The sequence below is a fragment of the Bradyrhizobium sp. Arg816 genome (assembly GCF_029989365.1).
GTDB lineage: Bacteria > Pseudomonadota > Alphaproteobacteria > Rhizobiales > Xanthobacteraceae > Bradyrhizobium.
In genome coordinates, this window is record NZ_JAPRAQ010000003.1 from 300,697 (window position 1) to 320,419 (window position 19,723).

Annotated in this window: 19 protein-coding genes; 6 read left to right on the forward strand and 13 right to left on the reverse strand. The window is 64.8% G+C overall.

The genetic code is table 11. The features are described 5' to 3' along the window. The first annotated feature begins 36 nt into the window (after positions 1-36). From argH to lysA, 3 genes are all read left to right on the forward strand, one after another. The gene (argH, locus tag OWC48_RS10165; protein ID WP_071909339.1) at positions 37-1,434 is read left to right on the forward strand and encodes an argininosuccinate lyase; all 1,398 of its coding nucleotides are present in this window, start codon (positions 37-39) and stop codon (positions 1,432-1,434) included. Positions 1,435-1,527: 93 nt separating this feature from the next. Further along, positions 1,528-1,821 (forward strand): LPS translocon maturation chaperone LptM, encoded by a 294-nt coding sequence (locus tag OWC48_RS10170; protein WP_282519859.1) that lies wholly within the window; start codon positions 1,528-1,530, stop codon positions 1,819-1,821. Between the two features lie 23 nt (positions 1,822-1,844). Beyond that, on the forward strand, positions 1,845-3,110 hold the full coding sequence (lysA, locus tag OWC48_RS10175) for a diaminopimelate decarboxylase (RefSeq protein ID WP_282519860.1): 1,266 nt from the start codon (positions 1,845-1,847) through the stop codon (positions 3,108-3,110). A 238-nt stretch (positions 3,111-3,348) separates the two neighbouring features. Here lysA and OWC48_RS10180 read toward each other — a convergent pair whose 3' ends face one another. Together OWC48_RS10180 and OWC48_RS10185 are read right to left on the reverse strand one after the other, a co-directional pair. Then, positions 3,349-4,257, reverse strand: a complete 909-nt coding sequence (locus tag OWC48_RS10180) for an NAD(P)-dependent oxidoreductase (protein ID WP_282519861.1) — start codon at positions 4,255-4,257, stop codon at positions 3,349-3,351. Between the two features lie 115 nt (positions 4,258-4,372). After that, on the reverse strand, positions 4,373-4,756 hold the full coding sequence (locus OWC48_RS10185) for a carboxymuconolactone decarboxylase family protein (RefSeq protein ID WP_014491654.1): 384 nt from the start codon (positions 4,754-4,756) through the stop codon (positions 4,373-4,375). Between the two features lie 178 nt (positions 4,757-4,934). On the opposite strand from OWC48_RS10185, the gene OWC48_RS10190 reads away from it, so the two are divergent. Then, the gene (locus OWC48_RS10190) at positions 4,935-7,052 is read left to right on the forward strand and encodes a TIGR02302 family protein (protein ID WP_282519862.1); all 2,118 of its coding nucleotides are present in this window, start codon (positions 4,935-4,937) and stop codon (positions 7,050-7,052) included. 3 nt (positions 7,053-7,055) lie between these two features. Continuing rightward, a complete protein-coding gene (locus OWC48_RS10195; RefSeq protein ID WP_282519863.1) occupies positions 7,056-7,961 on the forward strand; it encodes a DUF4175 family protein in 906 nt (301 codons plus the stop codon). Between the two features lie 224 nt (positions 7,962-8,185). Here OWC48_RS10195 and OWC48_RS10200 read toward each other — a convergent pair whose 3' ends face one another. The 8 genes from OWC48_RS10200 to OWC48_RS10235 form a co-directional block, all read right to left on the reverse strand. Then, on the reverse strand, positions 8,186-8,539 hold the full coding sequence (locus OWC48_RS10200; RefSeq protein ID WP_282519864.1) for a nuclear transport factor 2 family protein: 354 nt from the start codon (positions 8,537-8,539) through the stop codon (positions 8,186-8,188). A gap of 193 nt (positions 8,540-8,732) precedes the next feature. Further along, positions 8,733-10,205 (reverse strand): amidase, encoded by a 1,473-nt coding sequence (locus OWC48_RS10205; RefSeq protein WP_282519865.1) that lies wholly within the window; start codon positions 10,203-10,205, stop codon positions 8,733-8,735. 259 nt (positions 10,206-10,464) lie between these two features. Next, the gene (gene mbfA, locus OWC48_RS10210; RefSeq protein WP_282519866.1) at positions 10,465-11,436 is read right to left on the reverse strand and encodes an iron exporter MbfA; all 972 of its coding nucleotides are present in this window, start codon (positions 11,434-11,436) and stop codon (positions 10,465-10,467) included. A gap of 67 nt (positions 11,437-11,503) precedes the next feature. Next, positions 11,504-12,652, reverse strand: a complete 1,149-nt coding sequence (locus tag OWC48_RS10215; protein ID WP_282519867.1) for an alpha/beta hydrolase — start codon at positions 12,650-12,652, stop codon at positions 11,504-11,506. A gap of 198 nt (positions 12,653-12,850) precedes the next feature. Then, positions 12,851-13,720 (reverse strand): MBL fold metallo-hydrolase, encoded by an 870-nt coding sequence (locus tag OWC48_RS10220; protein WP_282519868.1) that lies wholly within the window; start codon positions 13,718-13,720, stop codon positions 12,851-12,853. A gap of 103 nt (positions 13,721-13,823) precedes the next feature. After that, positions 13,824-14,435: a glutathione S-transferase family protein gene (locus OWC48_RS10225; RefSeq protein WP_282519869.1), complete on the reverse strand. Its 612-nt coding sequence runs from the start codon at positions 14,433-14,435 to the stop codon at positions 13,824-13,826. Positions 14,436-14,575: 140 nt separating this feature from the next. Further along, a complete protein-coding gene (locus OWC48_RS10230; protein ID WP_282519870.1) occupies positions 14,576-15,418 on the reverse strand; it encodes a fumarylacetoacetate hydrolase family protein in 843 nt (280 codons plus the stop codon). Between the two features lie 224 nt (positions 15,419-15,642). Beyond that, entirely contained in the window at positions 15,643-16,494 is an 852-nt protein-coding gene (locus OWC48_RS10235; protein WP_282519871.1) for an MBL fold metallo-hydrolase, read from the reverse strand. A 135-nt stretch (positions 16,495-16,629) separates the two neighbouring features. On the opposite strand from OWC48_RS10235, the gene OWC48_RS10240 reads away from it, so the two are divergent. Next, positions 16,630-17,061 (forward strand): DUF3775 domain-containing protein, encoded by a 432-nt coding sequence (locus OWC48_RS10240; protein WP_282519872.1) that lies wholly within the window; start codon positions 16,630-16,632, stop codon positions 17,059-17,061. A 4-nt stretch (positions 17,062-17,065) separates the two neighbouring features. Here OWC48_RS10240 and OWC48_RS10245 read toward each other — a convergent pair whose 3' ends face one another. From OWC48_RS10245 to OWC48_RS10255, 3 genes are all read right to left on the reverse strand, one after another. Further along, on the reverse strand, positions 17,066-18,055 hold the full coding sequence (locus OWC48_RS10245) for an NADPH:quinone reductase (RefSeq protein WP_282519873.1): 990 nt from the start codon (positions 18,053-18,055) through the stop codon (positions 17,066-17,068). 163 nt (positions 18,056-18,218) lie between these two features. Further along, entirely contained in the window at positions 18,219-19,001 is a 783-nt protein-coding gene (locus OWC48_RS10250) for an SDR family oxidoreductase (protein ID WP_282519874.1), read from the reverse strand. A 184-nt stretch (positions 19,002-19,185) separates the two neighbouring features. Then, entirely contained in the window at positions 19,186-19,698 is a 513-nt protein-coding gene (locus OWC48_RS10255; protein WP_282519875.1) for a CvpA family protein, read from the reverse strand. Positions 19,699-19,723 lie beyond the last annotated feature (25 nt).

Sequence of the window (19,723 nt, forward strand, 5' to 3'; positions counted from 1 at the left end):
CGGCAGCAGCGGCAAGCAAGGCGTGAGCAGGGGATCATGAGCAACAAGATGTGGGGCGGCCGGTTCTCGGAACGTCCCGATGAGATCATGGAAGAGATCAACGTCTCCATCGACGTCGATCGTCACCTCTTCGCCCAGGACATTGCCGCATCCAAGGCGCACGCCGCGATGCTTGCCGCGCAGGGCATCATCACGGGCTCTGATGCGAAAAATATCGGCAAGGGTCTAGACACGATTTTGTCAGAGATCGGCAAGGGCGGCTTCACGTTCAAGCGTGCGCTCGAAGATATCCATATGAACGTCGAGAGCCGCCTGTCCGAGCTGATCGGCCCCGCCGCCGGCCGGCTGCACACCGCGCGCTCGCGCAACGACCAGGTTGCGACCGATTTCCGTCTCTATGTCCGCGACGTTCTCGACGAGACCGATGCCGCGCTCGCCGCGTTCCAGGCCGCGCTGGTCAATCGCGCGCTCGAGCATGCCGCGACCGTCATGCCCGGCTTCACGCATCTGCAGACCGCGCAGCCCGTGACCTTCGGCCATCATCTGCTCGCCTATGTCGAGATGGCGGCGCGCGACCGCGGCCGTTTCCAGGACGCCCGCAAGCGGCTCAATGAATCGCCGCTCGGCGCCGCCGCGCTCGCCGGCACCTCGTTCCCGATCGATCGCCACGCCACGGCGAAGGCGCTCGGTTTCGACCGCCCGATGGCGAACTCGCTCGATGCGGTCTCCGATCGCGACTTCGTGCTGGAGACGCTGTCGGCGGCCTCGATCTGCGCCGTGCACATGTCGCGCTTCGCCGAGGAGATCGTGATCTGGACCTCGCCGCTGGTCGGTCTCATCCGCCTCAGCGACAAGTTCACCACGGGATCCTCGATCATGCCGCAGAAGCGCAACCCGGATGCCGCCGAGCTCGTGCGCGCCAAGACCGGCCGCGTCATCGGCGCGCTCAATGGCCTCCTGATCGTGATGAAGGGCCTGCCGCTCGCCTATCAAAAGGACATGCAGGAGGACAAGCAGGGCGCGATGGAGGGCTTTGCTGCCCTGTCGCTCGCGATCCGCGCCATGACCGGCATGGTCCGCGATCTCGTGCCCGACGAAGCGAAGATGAAGGCGGCGGCGGGCGAGGGTTATGCCACCGCGACCGACCTTGCCGACTGGCTGGTGCGGACGCTGAAGATGCCGTTCCGCGACGCCCACCACGTCACCGGCCGTATCGTGGCCAAGGCCGCCGAGGGCGGGGTGGCGCTGCACGAGCTGCCGCTGAAGGAGATGCAGGCGATTGAGCCCAAGATCACCAAGGATGTGCTCGGCGTGCTCTCGGTCGAATCGTCGGTGAAGAGCCGGACCAGCTTCGGCGGCACCGCGCCGAAGAACGTGGCGTCGCAGGCCAAGGCCTGGGCGAAGCGGCTGGAAAAAGAGCGAAAATTGGGCTGAGGGCAAAATTTCGCTTATGTTTCATGGTCATCCGGCTCTCGCCAGAGCGCGCCAATCTCTGTATGGTGCGGCCCGCGTAGTGGGGATTTCGTCGTGACGTCAAAGTTTCGCCCGGCCGGCTCGGGGTGGGCCATCATTGTCTTGAGCCTGACGGCGCTTGCGCTTGCCGGCTGCGGCCGTAAGGGCCCGCTGGATCTGCCGCCGACCGCCTCCAGTGCATCCACGGCCAATGTCGCGCCTCCAACCGACACCGAGGCCGAAGCCCAGAGGACGCCGAGCGTGTTCAATCCCACCTACGGTGCGGACGCGGCGCCTGCGGCCGCCAAGGGCAAGAAGAAATCGTTTATCCTCGACCCGCTCCTGGACGAACCTCCCGGCAAAAAATGAGCCGGGATAGCTGAGCCGACGCCATGAACCATTTTGACTATCGCAACGGCGTGCTGCACGCCGAGGCCGTGAACCTGTCCGAGCTGGCCGCAACCGTCGGTACGCCGTTCTATTGCTATTCGACCGCGACGCTCGAGCGGCACTACCGCGTCTTCGCCGACGCCTTCGCCGGCGAGAAGGTGCTGGTCTGCTACGCCATGAAGGCGAATTCCAACCAGTCGGTGCTGCGCACGCTAGCCAAGCTCGGGGCCGGCGCCGACGTGGTCTCCGGCGGCGAATTGAAGCGCGCGCTTGCCGCCGGCATTCCCGCCAGCAAGATCCTGTTCTCCGGCGTCGGCAAGACCGAAACCGAATTACGCGCCGCGCTGGCCGCCGACATCCTCTGCCTCAACGTCGAATCCGAGCCCGAGCTCGAGCTGTTGTCGCGCCTCGCGACCGAGATGGGCAAAACCGCGCGCATCTCCGTGCGCGTCAATCCGGACGTCGATGCCGGCACGCACGCCAAGATCTCGACCGGCAAGTCCGAGAACAAGTTCGGCATTCCGATCGCCTATGCCCGCGAGGTCTATGCGCGCGCCGCAAAGCTTCCGGGCATCGAGGTCACCGGCACCGACGTGCATATCGGCAGCCAGATCACCGATCTCTCCAAGATGGAGACCGCGTTCCGCATCCTCTCCGAATTCGTGCAGACGTTGCGCGCCGACGGTCACAACATCAGCCACGTCGATTTCGGCGGCGGCCTCGGCATTCCCTATTACATGGACCGCGAGGCGCCGCCCGCGCCCGACGCCTATGCCGCCATGGTCAAGCGCGTCAGCCACAATCTCGGCTGCACGCTGATGTTCGAGCCGGGCCGCATGATCGTCGGCAACGCCGGCATCCTGGTCGCCAAGGTGATCTATGTGAAGCACGGCGACGGCAAGAATTTCGTCATCATCGACGCCGCCATGAACGATTTGATCCGCCCGACACTGTACGAGGCGCATCACGACATTTTGCCGGTGACGCAGCCGGCCACGAGCGCCGCCACGATCATGGCCGACGTCGTCGGCCCGGTCTGCGAGACCGGCGACTATCTCGCACTGGATCGCACGCTGCCGACGCCGAAGCCCGGCGATCTCATCGCCATCATGACCGCGGGCGCCTATGGCGCGGTGCAGGCCGGCACCTACAACACGCGGCCGCTGGTGCCGGAAGTGCTGGTGAAGGGCGATCAATACGCCGTGGTGCGCCCGCGCATCGAGGTCGAGCAGCTGATCGCGATGGATACGCCGGCGCCGTGGTTGTGAGGGATTGAGGGGCGGTAAGGCCGCGCCTCATCCTCGCTGTCGTCCCCGCCTAGTGCGCAATTGCGCACGGGGGGCGGGGACCCATGACCACAAGAAGTGGTTGTTTGGCTAAGCTGGAACTCCGAGTCCCCGTTACCATATCCGCCTGTGGTTATGGGTCCCGGGCTCGCGCTTCCGCCTTCGCTCTTAGCTACGGCGGACAAGTCGCGCCCCGGGACGACGAGGAGAGTGCGGAGCGCTACTTCCCGGCCAATCCACTCTTCGTTCCACCAACCACCACCCCCGCCTTCTTCTCGATCGGCTTGATCGCCGCGGTGAAATCGGACTCGGCGCCTTCCGCGCTGATCACGGTCTCCCACAACCGGCCGACGGCATCGGCGACCTCCATCGACAGGCCGAGCTGCTTCATCTCCTCCAGCGCCAGCCGCACGTCCTTCACCATCAGCCCCGTGGAGAAGCCGAAGTCGAAGGTCCGCGGCAGCACTGAGCGCGGAAACTTGTCGCGGCTCGCGGTGTTCATACCGGAGCCGGCATTGATGACGTCGATCATCACGGCGGGATCGAGCCCCGCCTTGACGCCCATCACCACCGCTTCCGAGGTGGCCACGATCGCGGTCGCCGACAGGAAATTGTTGGCGAGCTTCATGGTCTGCGCCGCGCCCGGCTTCTCGCCGATGAAGAACACTTTTCCGATCACGTCGAGCGCGGGCTTCAACAGCTCGAACTCGGCTCTGGGCCCTGAGACCATCACCGCCAGCGTGCCCTTCTCGGCGCCGCCGACGCCGCCGGAGACGGGGCAGTCGATCTGCACGATGTCGCGTTTCGCCAGCAGGCCGTGGATCTTCGACGCCATCGTCGAGCCGACGGTGGAGAGATCGATGAAGCGCCTGGCGCGGCTCCCTTCGATCACGCCGTTCGCACCTGTCGCGACTTCGAGCGAGGCCTGCAGCGAGGGCAGGCTCGCCATGACAGTCTCGACCTGGTCGGCGACGTCCTTCGGCGAGGTTGCAGCGGTGGCGCCGCGCGCCACGAGCTTGTCGACGGCCTCCTTGCGCGTGTCGAACACGACGAGCTTGTGCCCCGCCTCGACCAATCGTCGTGCCATCGGGAAACCCATGTTTCCGAGGCCGATGAATCCGATGTGCATGGTGTTTCCTTCTTTTTTCTTCGTTGTTTGTTGGATGTGAAGCGGCGATCATTCTCCGCTCGTCCTCCCGGGCTCGCGCTCGACGCGCCCCGGGACGACGGCGGAGAGGCCGGTCTCACGCCTTGCCGTCGATCTCCGCGAACACCTCGCGCGCGATGCGAAAGCTGTCGACTGCGGCGGGCATGCCGCCATAGATCGCGACCTGCATCAGGATCTCGCGGATCTCGTCGCGGGAGACGCCGTTGGTCAGCGCACCCTTCAGATGCGCGCGAAACTCGTGCTGACGGTTGAGGATCGCGATCATGGCGATGTTGAGCATGCTGCGGGTCTTGCGCGGCAGCTCCTCGCGGCCCCACACGGTGCCCCAGCAATATTCGTTGAGCATCTCCTGGAACGGACGGTTGAAATCGTCGACGTTCTTCAGGGCATTGTTGACATAGGCCTCGCCCAGCACCGCTTTGCGGACTTCCAGGCCCTTGTCGTGCATCTTCTTGTCCATGGCGTTTCCTCTATTTCCCTTGCGCTTTCCTTGGGAATGGCGCGCGGAAATTACGGGGTTGCGCCCGGCCAGTCACGTCCTTGTGTTATGCGGGAAAAGGGGTCTCTCCCGTACCGGAACGGATGCCTCAGTGCTGCCGTTGTGCTACGCTTCTCTACCGGGCAACCTGGAGAGTTGATTGAACGGCGTCACCCCCGACCCGTCAGACCCGATCCGCGATGGCGACGCTCTGTCGCGGCTGAAGCTGGCGCAGGCCCTTGATCGGGCCATTTATGCCATCGCGTGGGAACGTGCCTGGCCACATCTGGCGCGGGTGCTGACTGTCGTCGGCCTCTTCCTGGTGGTGTCGTGGGCCGGCCTCTGGTTGGTGTTGCCGTCCGTCATCCGTGCCATCGGTCTCGTGGCTTTTGCCGGTATTGCAATCGCTGCTTTGGTCCCCCTGATTCGTTTCCGCTGGCCGGGCCGCGACGAGGCTCTGAGCCGGCTCGACCGTGGCTCCGGTATCCGTCACCGTCCGGCGACGACGCTGACGGACACGCTGAGCTCGAAAGATCCGGTCGCGCTGGCGCTGTGGCAGGCGCAGCGCGAGCGCACGCTGGCGTCGCTCAAGCGCATCCGTGCCGGCTTGCCGCATCCGCGCCTCGCCCTGCACGATCCCTGGGCGCTGCGCGCGCTGGTCATGGTGATGCTGGTCGCGACCTTCTTCGCCGCCGGCGACGAGCGCGCGATGCGGTTAGGTGCTGCGTTCGACTGGAACGGCGTGCTGGCGCCGACCAACGTCCGCGTCGATGCCTGGATCACCCCGCCGCTCTACACCGGTAAGCCGCCGGTCATCCTGTCGGCGGCCAACAAGGAGGCCGCAGCGCTACCTGCGAGCGGTCCACTCGCAGTTCCGGCCGGCTCGACCCTGATCGTACGCTCCTCCGGTAGCAGCCTCGATGTCGTCACCTCCGGTGGCCTCAAGGAGGTCGCGCCCACCGAGGCCGCGCCGAAGGGCACCAACGAGAAGCATTTTACCATCACCGGCGACGGCACCGCGCATGTCCGCGCGCCTTCCGGCCAGCCGCAATGGGCCTTCGCGGCGACGCCGGACCGCGCGCCGACGATCGCGCTCGCCAAGGATCCCGAGCGTCAGGCCTACGGCGCGTTGCAGCTCTCCTACAAGATCGAGGACGATTACGGCGTCACGGGCGCCGCGGCGCAGTTCGTTCCGCGCGCAACCGAAGACAAGGACGGAACCAAGGACGCGGACGGCAAGGCCGCGCGGCCGCTGTTCCAGCCGCCGCAATTCGCGCTCACCCTGCCCAACGCGCGGACACGCAATGGCGTGGGCCAGACCGTGAAGGACCTCAGCGAAGACCCCTATTCCGGTGCTGACGTGACGCTGACGCTCACCGCCAAGGACGAGGCCGGCAACGAGGCGAAGAGCGAGCCCTTCAACATGCGCTTGCCGGGCCGGCTGTTCACCAAGCCGCTCGCCCGCGCGCTGATCGAGCAACGCCGCATCCTCGCGCTCGACGCCAACAAGAATTCCGATGTCTACGCCGCGCTCGACGCGCTGATGATCGCGCCCGAGATGTTCACGCCGGAGGCCGGGCAGTATCTCGGCCTGCACAGTGTCGCACGCCAGCTCGAGGCGGCGCGCACCGACGATTCCCTGCGTGAGGTCGTGGCGAGCCTGTGGGCGCTCGCGGTGACGATCGAGGACGGCAACATCAGCGACGTCGCGAAGGCGTTGCGCGCGGCGCAGGACGCGCTCAAGCAGGCGCTTCAGCGCGGCGCCAGCGACGAAGAGCTCAAGAAGCTCATGGACAATCTGCGGACCGCGCTGGACAATTACATGCGCCAGTACGCGCAGCAGATGCGCAGCAATCCGCTGGCGCGGCCGGCTATCGGCCTCGACGACCAGATGAAGCGCATCGAGCGGCTGATCCAGCGCGGCAACCGCGAAGCGGCGGCGCGCGAGCTGGACCGCCTGGCCCGCGCATTGGAAAATCCTCCGGGGCCGCCCAGCGCCGAGCAGAAAGAGATGGACGAGATCGCGCGCGAGCTGAACGATCTGCTCCGCGAGCAGAACGCGCTTCGCGACGAGACCGACCGGCAGAGCAAGGACTCCAAGCGCGGTCAGCGCACAAAACCTCTGCCGCCCAAGGTCGCGGAGATCCTGCGCAAATCGAGAGAGCTGCGGCAGAAGACGCGCGGCGCGACCAGCGATCAGCTGGAGGATCTGGCGAAGCAGCAGGACGCCTTGCGCGAAGAGCTCAGGACCTGGCGTGAATCCCAGGGAGCGAGATAGCTCATGAAACACACCTCAATCTGGCAGAATGGCAAGGTCGCACGCGGAAGGCTGGCCACGGCCTGTCTCGTGCTTATGCTGTCCTGTTCCACGGCTTCGCTTGGCCTCGCCCAGTCGTCGCGCGCCGACCAAAAGAGTTTGGATGCACTGCTCGACAGCGCCGAGCGGTCGATGAAGCAATCCGCCGACAGCCTGAAGGACAAGAATTCGGACGAGAGCGTGGGCCAGCAGTCCAGGGCTATCAGGGACATGGAGAAATATCTCTATCCCGATCCGAACGATCCCTCCGCGTCGCGCGAAGGGTCGCAGGACACGCAGGGCCGGCAGGAGCAACTGAAGAAGCGGCTGGAGGCCCTCAAGAAGAAGCTCGCCGAGATGGGCTTGCAGCAGGATGGCCAGAAGGGCCAGCGCGGGCAGAAGCAGCCGGGGCAGCAAGGCCAACAAGGTCAGCAGGGCCAAGGTCAGGGTCAGGACGGCGACCAGGATGGCGATGACGGCTTCGACGCCGCCGAGAACGCCATGGGAGATGCCGGCAATCAGATCGGTGAGGGCGATGCCGACGGTGCGACGGCATCGCAAGGCAAGGCTATCGATGCCCTGCGCAAGGGCATGCAGGATCTCGCCGACGCGCTCGGCGGGCAGCAGAACGGCGAAGGTCAGGATCCGGGCGATGGTGACGGCCCCGGTCAGGCTGTCGGCCGCCAGCAGAGCGGCGGCGAACGGACCGATCCGCTGGGCCGGCCGCTGCGCGGCAAGGAATACAGCGACGACTACACGGTCAAGATTCCCGGCGAGATCGATGCCCAGCGCGCGCGCCGCATCCTCGAAGAGCTCCGCCGCCGCCTGAGCGATCCCGCGCGTCCGCAGATCGAGCTCGATTACCTCGAGCGTCTGCTGAAGGATTTTTGACGTCACACTCGGTGTCATCGCCCGACTCGCCGCCTTCTTGTCGCCTTCGCTAAGGCTTCGGCGGCCGAGTGAGTTCTTCGCGCGGCGAAGCCCCTTGGCGGAGACGGGATCGGGCGCCCAGTATTCCAGAGACGGTTGTGATTGAACCGAGAGGCCGCGGCGTACTGGATGCCCCGGTCAAGGCCGGGGCATGACAGCGGAGTGTGAGGATGGCTTAACTCAACTCACCGCGACACGTGCGCTGATACCGCGAGCCACGTCCCGTTCTTCTTCGTCCAGCAATCGGTGTACCGCCCCGTCGCCTGCTGGCCGTCGGCGGTGGTGAAGCTGGTGGCGGCGTGGATGATGGCAAAATCGCCCATGATGCGGATGATGACATCATGCGCATGCAGATTGCGGATCGCGATCGGCCGTGCCGTCTGCTCCAGGAAGCCTGCGCGATCGACCAATGTCTTGTCGGGATTGGAGCAATAGAACTCCGGCGCCAGGATTTCGTCGAAGCGTTTGACGTCGCAGTTTTGTACGGAGGCGACATAGTCGTGGTTGAGCGCGGTGAGCTGGTCGAGGTCTTGGCTCATTGCATTTCCCTCCCTGTCATTCCGGGCGCGCCGAGCGTGGCCCCGGAATCCCAATATTGTTTTACTCCGTCATTTGCGAGGAGCTCGCGACAAAATTGCGAAGCAATTTTGCGCTGAAGCGACGAAGCAATCCAGAATCTGTCCGCAGTGACTGACTGGATTGCTTCGCTTCGCTCGCAATGACGCGGCGGCACTAATCATCAAACATCTTCGGCGGTACGAACCCGCCGAACTCGCGCTCGATCAGCTCGGCGAGCTTGAGCGGCGTACGGTCTTCCAGCCACGGGCCGACGATCTGCACGCCGATGGGCAGTCCATCAGGCGCAAAGCCCGTCGGGATCGCGGTGGAAGGCAGACCAGGCAGCGTCGCGATGCCGGGCCAGGCGAGCTGGTCGGGATAGATGTGCTCCTTGCCGTCGATCTTGATGCGGCGCTGCTCCTGCTCCGGCGAATGGTCGTGCGGATAAGCTGCCGTCGGCATCACCGGGCAGATCACGGCGTCGTACGTCTTGAACAGCTCGCGCCATTGCGCCCGCAGCCGCGTGCGTCCGGCATTTGCCGCCACCCAGTCGCGATGGCTCAGCGCGATCCCGCGCAGCCGCTCCGCGGCGAGGCTGTTGTCGCGCTCGGGGAGCGCCGCAGCCGCTGCCCTGGCGCCGGCATAAACGTCAGGCGCAAAACTTGCTGCGAGGAACGACATCAGCATCCGCATATAGAGCCGCGAGGAAGCTGCGAAATCCGGCAGCAATGGGCTGCTGCGCTCAATCCTGACGCCGGCCTTGGCGAGATTGTCGGCCAGCATGTTGATGGTATCGCGCACTGCCGTGTCTGTCGGCATCACCGGGTCGGTGTCGATCACCAGCACGCGGAAATCCCTGAACGCAGTATGACGCGCCGCCGGCAATTCGAGCCGGTAGGCGATGCCTGCTTCAATAGGGTCCGGCCCGGCCATGACATCGAGCACGAGCGAAAGATCGACGGCACTGCGCGCCATCGGACCGATCACCGAAAGATCGCGCTCGAACGGCAAATGAGGCGCCGGTGGCGCGACATGCCCGCGCATCGCGACGAGGTTGAAGGTCGGCTTGTGCGCATAGATGCCGCAATGGAAGGCGGGCACGCGCAGCGAGCCGCCGATGTCGGAGCCGATCGACAGCGGGCCATAGCCCGCAGCGAGCGCAGCCGAGGAGCCGCCGGACGAGCCGCCCGGCGTGCGGCCGAGATCGTAGGGGTTGTTGGTGATGCCGTAGATGTCGTTGTAGCTCTGCCAGTCGCCGAGCGCGAGCGGCACGTTGGTCTTGCCGACGATGACGGTGCCGGCGTCCTTCACCCGCGTGACCGGCAGAGAATCTTCCTTGGCAATGAAGTCTTTTTGCGCAGGAATGCCCCAGGTCGTCGGCAGGCCCGCAATGTTGTAGGATTCCTTCACCGTCATGGGCAGGCCGAGCAGCGGCTTTCTTTCGCCGCGAGCCAACGCTCCATCCGCGTCACGCGCAGCGCTCAGCGCGCGCTCGAAATCCCGGACGCAGATCGCGTTGACCTTGCCGTCGTGCCGTTCGATGCGGTCGATCGCATCCCGCGTGAGCTCGACCGCGGAGACTTTCCTTGCGGCCAACGCGGCCGACAGCTCGACCGCGCTCTTGAAACTCCATTCCGATTTCGCCACGACATGCTCCTGCGCTTCCCTGAAAGGATGATGCGCAGTTTGGCCGAATGCCGCAACCGCCGTTTGATCGCGATTGATATGCCGGTGAGGCTCGTCGGGCGGACGCCCAAAAGTCGGTGTCATCGCCCGGCTTGACCGGGCGATCCAGTACTCCGAGAGGGTTGTGATTGAAGCGATAGGCCGCGGCGTACTGGATCGCCCGCTCCGGTGCGCAATTGCGCACAAGGCGGGCGATGACTGCGAGTGTGAGGCTGGCTGCCTACGCCGCCCCGATCAATATCCCGACCGCCAGCACGATCGCGCCGCCGAGCACGATCTGGAACACGGCCTGGAGGAACGGCGTGTCCATGTAGCGCGCGCGGATGAAGGCGATTGCCCACAATTCGAAGAACACGACGACGCCGGCTACTCCCGTCGCGATCCAGAATGCGTTCGGCCAGCTGTCTGGGACGAGATAAGGCAGGGTGTGGCCGAGCCCGCCGAGGGTCGTCATAGCGCCGCAGGTGATGCCGCGCAGCCATGGCGAGCCGCGCCCGGTCAGCGAGCCGTCGTCGGACAGCGCCTCCGCAAAACCCATGCTGATGCCGGCGCCGATCGACGCGGCGAGACCGACCAGAAACGTCTGCCAGTTCTGGTGCGTGGCGAAAGCCGCGGCGAACAGCGGCGCCAGCGTCGAGACCGATCCGTCCATCAGGCCGGCGAGGCCCGGCTGCACATATTGCAGCACGAACATGCGGCGGTTGGTCCGATCTTCCTCCGCGCGCACATCGGGGCTGAGGATCTGGTCCGCCAGCTTTGAGGCCATCTCTTCGTGGCCCTTCTCGGCTTCGGCGAGATCACCGAGCAAACGGCGCACGCCGACATCCTGCGCCTGTTCGGCGGCCTTCACATAAAAGCGCTCGGCCTGCATTTCCATCGTCTCGACTTCCCTGCGGATGGTGTCGAGCGACAGGTTCTTGGTGAGCCAGACCGGGCGGCGACGCAGGAAGCCCTTGACGTCCTCGCGGCGGATGGGAGGCAGGTGCGGACCGAAACGCTGCTCGTACGTCTCCAGCAGCATGTGACGATGCCCGCGCTCTTCTTCGGCCATCTGCTCGAAGATCTTGGCCGAATCCGGATAACGCTCCCTCAGATCCTCGGCGAAGGTCATGTAGATGCGGCTGTCCTCCTCCTCGGAGGAGATCGCGACCGCAAGCACCTCGCGCTCGGTCAGATCGGCAAAATTCTTCACGGCGGCCCTGTTCCAGTAGTTTAGAACTATTCTAAACTATATAGGGCGCCGTGGTTCCCGGGTCAAATCAGGCCGCGCCGGCTTTCGTCAGAAAATCGAGCAGCAGGCGGCTCACCTCGGCCGGCTGTTCCTGCTGCACCCAATGGCCGGCGCCGTCGACGAGGTGACAGCCGAGCATCTTCGTGCAGCCGCGCCCCTGCATCGCTTCGAACCCGCCGGGGCGCTGATAGGTGCCCCAATCCTGCTTGCCCGAGATGAAGCAGGAGGGCACGTCGATGCTGCGGCCCGCAAACAGCTGCATCTCGCTGTTGAGCATGCCCGACGTGCCGTAGCGGTACCATTGCAAGCCCCCCTGGAATCCGGTGCGGCCGTATTCGGCGCTGTAATAGGCGAGGTCGCTGTCCGGCAGCCATTGGTTGGCGGCGATCGCGGCCGGCGAGGGCATCTCCTTCGCAACCGTCTCGGCCATGGTCTCGCCCGCGTCCATCACGTAGTAGGTCGGCAGCTTGGCGAGCTCGCCCGCGGACCACGACTTCAGCGGATATGGCTTGTTGTCGGTCCAGTCCGCACTCTTGTGGTGATAGTAGGCGCGGAGGAAATCGTGCACGCCCTGCGGCGCGTGCTGCATGTCCGCGTTGGCCGGCCGCGTCGCGTAATACCATTGATAGTGAATTCGCGGACGCGGCAGCGCGGCGAGCTCGCGATGCACGGGGTCTTCCGCTGGCGGCTTTGCCGGACTGTCGACGGTGTTGAAGGGCATCGGTGGCGCCCCGCCGAACGGCGCGCTCATCAGTGTCACCGAGCGAAACACGTCGGGCCGGATCAGCGCGCACCAGGCCGCGACCGGGCTGCCGAAATCATGCCCGGCGAGATCGACCTGCCGGTAGCCGAACGCCGACACCAGGGCGAGCGCGTCGCGCACGAGGTTGAGGAGCGAGAACGGCGTGAGATCGCCGTCGTAATCGGCGGTCCAGCCCGTGGTGCGGCCGTAGCCGCGCTGGTCCGGCGCGATCACGTGATAGCCGGCCGCGGCCAGCGCCGGCATCACCTTGCGCCAGGAGAAGGCGAGCTCGGGAAAGCCGTGCAGCAACAGGATACAAGGCCGCCCCTTGGTCTCGAAGCCGGCTTCGAGCACGTGCATGCGCAAGTCGTTGATGCCGTCGACATAGCGCGAGCGGATTCCGGCGGGGAGAGGGATGTTTGGGAGTGTTGTCATTATTTCCTCCTTACCCTCCCCTGGAGGGGGAGGGTCGATCGCGCGAAGCGCGAGCGGGGTGGGGTGATCTCTCAACACAGGCAGCGTCCGTTGTGGAGAGACCGTCACCCCACCTCGGTTCGCATTCCGCTTCGCTGCATACGAACCGATCCTCCCCCTCCAGGGGAGGATGGGAGTTCGCGGTGCAACCGCCTTACATCACACCGCTGCACACACGAACGCGTTGCCCTTGCGCCGGATCTTCCCCACCGACGGTGACGGAAAATGCGCGGTGCAGCACAGCGTGTCGGTGTCGCAATAGCGTTCGAGAAAGCTCCGGCGCGTCGTGGCCGCCTTGGCCTGATCGGCGTCGAACTTGATCGACAGCTCCGGATAATGCGTTTGCAGCGGCGAGTGCATGAGGTCGCCGGAGAACACAGCGTCGTCCTTCCCGCGGCCCATCGCGATGGCGATGTGGCCAGGCGTGTGGCCCGGCGTCGGCATGATGCGGACGTGATCGCCGATCTGGTGATCATTGCCGACCAGCTCGTGGCGCCTGGCCTCGACCACCGGCAGCACGCTGTCGGCGAAGGGCGGGATCTCCGTCTTGGCATTCTCCGCGAACCAGTGATCGTATTCCTGCTTGGCGAAGACGTAGCGCGCCTTGGGGAAGGTCGGCACCCAGCGGCCGTTCTCGAGCCGCGTGTTCCAGCCGACGTGATCGACATGCAGATGCGTGCACATCACGAAATCGATGTCGTCGACCGCGAACCCGGCGGCGTTGAGTCCGCGCAAGTAGGTGTCGTCGGTCTTCATGTTCCATTTCGGACGATTGGGGCGCGGCTTGTCGTTGCCGATGCAGCTATCGATCAAAATGGTGTGGTGCGGCGTCTTCACCACATAGGACTGGAAGCACAGGAGCAGTACGTCCTGCTCGTCCAGCGCCTTGGCCTGCCGCATCCAGTCCCGGTTCTCGGCCAGCACCTCGGCCGTCAATCCCGGCAGCATTTCCAGCGCCGGGACGAACGAGGTCTCCTGCTCGATGACGCGATGGATGGTGAGATCGCCGACCGCGTATTTCAGGCTCATGAGAACTCCCGCTGTACAGCATGATCCGGAAAAGTGTGTAGCGGTTTTCCGACAAGATCATGGTCAAACAACAACCCTAAAGCGCGATGTTCTTCATCGCGCTTTAGGCGGCTGGAGGCACCGAGATCTTGACCGAGGGGCGTTCCAGCATCTTCTGGTGGAAGGCGTCGAGTTTCGGATAGGCCTTGCGCCAGCCGCAATCGGCGAAGCGGAAGTCGGCATAGCCGAGCACGCACACGAGCCCGATCTGCGAGATGTCGAACGGGCCGTTCAAAACTTCGGGCATGTTCTCGAAGCGCGCCATGCCGGTCCAGGCCCGGTTCCAGTGGTCGTCCGACCACGCCTGCCATTGCAGGCCCTGCGGCCGCACCATCTTCTCGTAGCGGCACAGCAGCATGGAATCGAGCATGCCGTTGATCAGGGAGTGATTGGTCTTGGCCTTCCAGCGCCGCGGGCCGTAATCCGGGATCAGGCTGCCACCGGCCATCTCGTTGAGATATTCGACGATGACGTAGGAATCCAGAATGACGTCGCCGTCATTGGTGATCAGCACCGGCAGCTTCTTCAGCGGCGTGATGCGCGAATAATCCTCATTGACCGTGCCCGGCGCGACGGTCGCGGGCGTCAGCTCGATCTTGTCGATCAGCCCGAGCTCGATCGCGGCGACGCGCACCTTGCGGGCGAAGGGCGAGGCGGCGGAGAAGGAGAGTTTCATCGGAAAATGTCCTACGCGGTGACCGGCAATTTGTTTTCGTCATTGCGAGCGAAGCGAAGCAATCCAGTCTGTCTCCGTGGAAATAGTCTGGATTGCTTCGTCGCTTCGCTCCTCGCAATGACGGGGAGAGGGCGGAGGCCTTACGCCGCCACGATCTCCTGGCGCTGCTCGCCGAGGCCTTCGATGCCGAGCGTGACGACGTCGCCGACATTGAGGAAGGTCGGCGGCTTCATGCCGAGGCCGACGCCGGGCGGGGTGCCGGTGGTGATGATGTCGCCCGGCAGCAGCGTCATGAACTGCGACACGTACGAGACGCATTTGGCCATGGAGAAGATCATGGTCTGGGTCGAGCCGGTCTGGCGGCGCTCGCCGTTGACGTCGAGCCACATCGACAGGTTCTGCACGTCCTTGATCTCGTCCTTGGTCGCGAGCCACGGGCCGACCGGGCCGAAGGTGTCGTGCGACTTGCCCTTGGTCCACTGACCCAGGCGCTCGATCTGGAAGGCGCGCTCGGAGACGTCGTTGCAGACGCAATAGCCGGCGACGTAGTTCAGCGCATCGGCTTCAGAGACATACTTTGCGCGGGTGCCGATGATGGCGGCGATCTCGACTTCCCAGTCGAGCTTGGTCGAGCCGCGCGGCTTCTCGACCGCATCGTTCGGGCCGGACAGCGAAGTGTTGGCCTTCATGAAGATGATCGGCTCGGTCGGGATCGCGGCGCCGGTTTCCTTGGCGTGGTCGCTGTAGTTGAGGCCGATGGCGACGAATTTCGAGATGCCGGTGACGGGCGCGCCGAAGCGCGGCTTGCCGGAGACGGCGGGCAGGGAGGCCGGGTCAAGGCCCGCCAGCTTCTTCAGGGTATCAGGGGAATAGGCCTCGCCGGTCAGGTCCTTCACATGCGCCGACAGGTCGCGCAATTGGCCGGATTTGTCGATCAGGCCGGGCTTTTCCGCACCCTTTTCGCCATAACGAACAAGCTTCATTCTCGTTTCTCCCTGGAGATGGACCGATCGGTTAAATAGCTTCATGGAACAGGGCGGCGGGAAATTCAACCGCTCAAAACGGGGCGCATTGCAGCCCTTCCTTTGTAGGGTGGGCAAAGCCGCGGAGCGCCGTGCCCACCAATTCTTTTTGATGGCCCGGTATGGTGGGCACGCGGAGCCTGTCATCGGGCGCGCATTCGCGCGACCCGGTGGCTTTGCCCACCCTACGATTGCAGCACCACAAACCTGAACGCATCCCCGTCCCGCTTGATGTGCCCGGCCGAGAAATGCCCGCCGACCACCAGCGTCGGGGTGTCGGCAAAGCGCGCGAACACCTTGTGCCGGGTTTCCGCCGATTGGGCGGTATCGGTGTCGACGACCGAGCACCAGTCGAGATGCGCCATTTGGCAGGGGTGATGGGCGACGTCGCCGCTGAGCAGCGCCTGTTCGCCGCCGGATACGATCAGGACGCTCATATGCCCGGGACTGTGGCCGGGGGTCGGGATCACGCTGATCTCCTCGCAGAGCCGGTGATCGCTCGGGATCAACTCGGCCAGGCCCGCATCGACGACCGGCTTCACGGAATCGTTGAACACTGCGATCTTGTCCGGCTCGGCCGTATAGTCACGCCAATATTCATACTCGGTCTTGCCGAACAGATAGCGCGCATTGGAGAACGTCGGCACCCATTTGCCGTCGACCAGCTTCGTGTTCCAGCCGACGTGATCGACATGCAGATGCGTGCACAGCACGGTGTCGATGCTGTCAGGCGGAAAGCCTGCCGCAGTCATGGTCTCCAGGAACGGCGTACTGCGGTTATTCCAGACCGGGACGCCGCGGCCCTGCTTGTCGTTGCCCAGCCCCGTGTCGACCACGATGCGGCGCGTCGGCGTCTCCACCACCAGCGAATGGATCGACATTTTTAGCCGGCCCTCTTCGGTGGCGAAATGCGGGATCAGCCAGGGCAGCTTCCGGATTTCGTCACTGCTCGCCAAAGGCAGGATGAAGCGGGTCGAGCCGACCGTCTCCAATTCCACGATTTTGGTGATTTTGACCTTGCCGACTTTCCACTGCATGCGGCGCGCCCCTCATTTTCTTGCTTTCGCGAAAGATGCGGTCTTCCGCCGTCGAAGGCAATGGATCATCTGTCGCGATGTTGCGTTATCGCAGGAACCCGAGACCAGAAAGAACCACACGCGAAGGGGAAACCCATGCCAGAGCTCGCCATTTCCGCCGAGAAGGTCGCCTTCATCATCGAGAAGGCCCGCGAATTCGACGTCAAGGAAGCGGCGTCCGATCCGGACTCGGGGTCCAACGCGACCGACGATGACGAGATCGACGTGCTGGAGGACACCAATTCCGATCCGGTCGCAGCCGAACTCTCCGGCTTCATCCAGGCGATGAACGAGGACGAGCAGCTTGACCTCGTCACGCTGATGTGGCTCGGCCGCGGCGACGGCACGATTGACGAATGGGACGATCTGCGTGCCCGCGCCGCCGAGGCCCGCGCCGAATACAAGGCGCCCCGGCGCGAGGCGGTGCAATACCTGCTGGGCGAGCCGATGCTGGGCGATCTCCTCGCCGATGGCATGGACGAGCTCGGCATCGACTGGACCGACGAGCGGACCACGCCGGTATCCTAAGTCGCTACCGCGCGCAGTCGACGATCACGGTGCCGAGCTTGTCGCCCTTCTCGACGGCGAGATGGGCCTGCGCCGTGTCCGACAGTGCGAACTGCGCCGCGATGGTGTGGATCCGCGGTCCCGCCGCCAGCCATTTCGTGATGTCGGCCTGCGCCGCCGAGAGCAGCGCGGGCGGCAGCGCGAACAGCACCAGCGTGCGCAACGCGATGCACTTTTCCATCAGCTCGCGCATCGGCACCGTTGGCGTGCGGTTGCCGTTGGTGGCGTAGACCGCGATCGTCGAATTGACCGCCATCAACCTCAAGGTGGTCGCGATGTTGCCGCCGAAATCGACATCGACCACGCGATCGACACCACGTCCGCCGGTGAACGCCATCGCCTTGGCAACGACGTCCTCGTCCCTGTAATTGACCACGAGATCGGCGCCCGCGCGCCGGGCCTGTTCGGCCTTCATCGCCGAGCTGACTGTCGCGATCACCTGCGCGCCGCCCCATTTGGCGAGCTGCACGGCATAATGGCCAACCGCGCCGGCGCCGCCGGTGACAAGCACGGTCTTGCCGACGATCGGCCCATCCGCAAACAGGCTGCACCATGCGGTCATCGCGGGGATGCCGAGCGTTGCGCCTTCCGCAAAAGAAAGATGATCCGGCAGCGGCGTCACCAGCTGCTCGGCGAGCGCGATATATTCGGCCGCCGTGCCGAAGGCGCGGCCGTTGCGCTGGCCGTTGAACAACCAGACCCGGTCGCCGACCTTGAAGCGCGTCACGCCGTCGCCGATCTGGTCGACGAAACCCGCGCCGTCGCTGTTCGGAATGACGCGCTCGTATTCCATCGCACGATAGCTGCCGCCGCGCCGGCCGACATCGGCCGGATTGACGCCGGAGGCTTCCAGGCGAATGCGGACCTCGCCTGGACCCGCGACCGGCGTCGTCATCTCACCATAGGTGAGGACGTCCGCCGCCGGTCCCGTCTGTTCGTACCAGACCGCTCTCATCTGGGGCCCGCTTTCCGAAGTTCGTGAACCATTGCTGCTACCTCGAACGCGAACTTCGGAAAGCGGGCCCCAGAAAGGAATTCAAAATTCTAGTGCCACTTATCGATTTGAAGTTCCTGACAGAACTCGCGGCATACACCGCAGGAACTTCAAATCGGTGGCACTAGAGCGTGCCCGGGAACGCGCCGCCGTCGAGCAAAATGTTCTGGCCCGTGATGAAGCCGGCCTTGGCGCCACAGAGGAAGGCGCAGGCATAGCCGAACTCGTCGGGCTGGCCGAAGCGGCCGGCGGGGTTGAGCTTGGCGCGCTCGGCCAGGATCTGCTCCGGTGTCGTGCCGCGCTTGTCGGCCTCGGCCTTTGCGGTGCCCGTCAAGCGGTCGGTCTCGAACGGACCCGGCAACAGGCCGTTGATGGTGACGTTGTTGATCACCGTCTTGCGCGACAGGCCGGCGATGAAGCCGGTGAGGCCGGCGCGCGCGCCGTTGGAGAGGCCGAGGATGTCGATCGGCGCCTTCACCGCCGCCGAGGTGATGTTGACGATGCGGCCGAACTTGCGCGCCATCATGCCGTCGACGGTCGACTTGATCAGCTCGATCGGCGTGAGCATGTTGGCGTCGATCGCCTTGATCCAGTCGTCGCGGGTCCAGTTGCGGAAATCGCCGGGCGGCGGGCCGCCGGCATTGTTGATCAAGATGTCCGGCTCGGGGCAGGCCTTCAGCACGGCCTCGCGGCCGGCAGGCGTCGTGATGTCGCCGATGATCTCGGTGACCTTCACGCCCGGATAGGCCTTGCGGATGTCGTCGGCCGTCTTCTTCAGGGCTTCGGCGCCGCGCGCGGTCAGCGTGACGTCAACGCCGGCTTCCGCCAGCGAGATGGCGCAGGCGCGGCCGAGGCCCTTGCTGGATGCGCAGACGATGGCGCGGCGACCTTTGATCCCAAGATCCACTGTTTCACTCCCGTAATGTCAGGCAGGTTTTAGACGGGCCGCACTCTAGCCAATCGTGGCGCCGCTGATAAGGGAGGGGGCCGCGTCAAAATGCATGGCGCGGTCGCGCGGCGATGCAAATGTGCGGGCATGATCCGGAAAAGTGTGCAGCGGTTTTCCGAAAAGATCATGCCCAGACAATAAGCTAGATGCGCCGTTCCTGCTTGAGGCGGTCGATCGCGGCCGCGGCCTCCGGCGGCAATGTCTTGAAGCCCATCTTGCCGGCCGCCGAGAACAGCGGCCGCAGATGCGAACCGGCGAGGAACGGCGGCTGGCGGTTGGCCGGCACGATCTGGTCGAACACCAGCACCAGCGTGGTGGCGACGAGGCCGACCCTGACGGCGCCGAGTGCGGCGCCGGCGAGCCGGTCGCCGATCCCGGCTTCGCGTATCGTGTCGTTCAGCGCCATGCGGCCGATATATCCAAGGAGCATGCCGACGACCACGAAGATGCCGAAGAACCAGATCCAGTTTTGCAGCAGCGGCGCGTTCGGATTGGTCGCGACCTGCGGCACGATCAGCGGCATCAGCGCGACGGCGATGGGAGCGGCCAGGAGATAGGCGAGAATGGTCATGGCGCTGCCGAGCAGGCCAGTCCTGAAACCGAAGCCGATCGCGACGGCGAGTGCCGCATAGACCGCGAGATCGAAACTGTTCATGAGCGTCAGGCCTGCCTCGATGGAA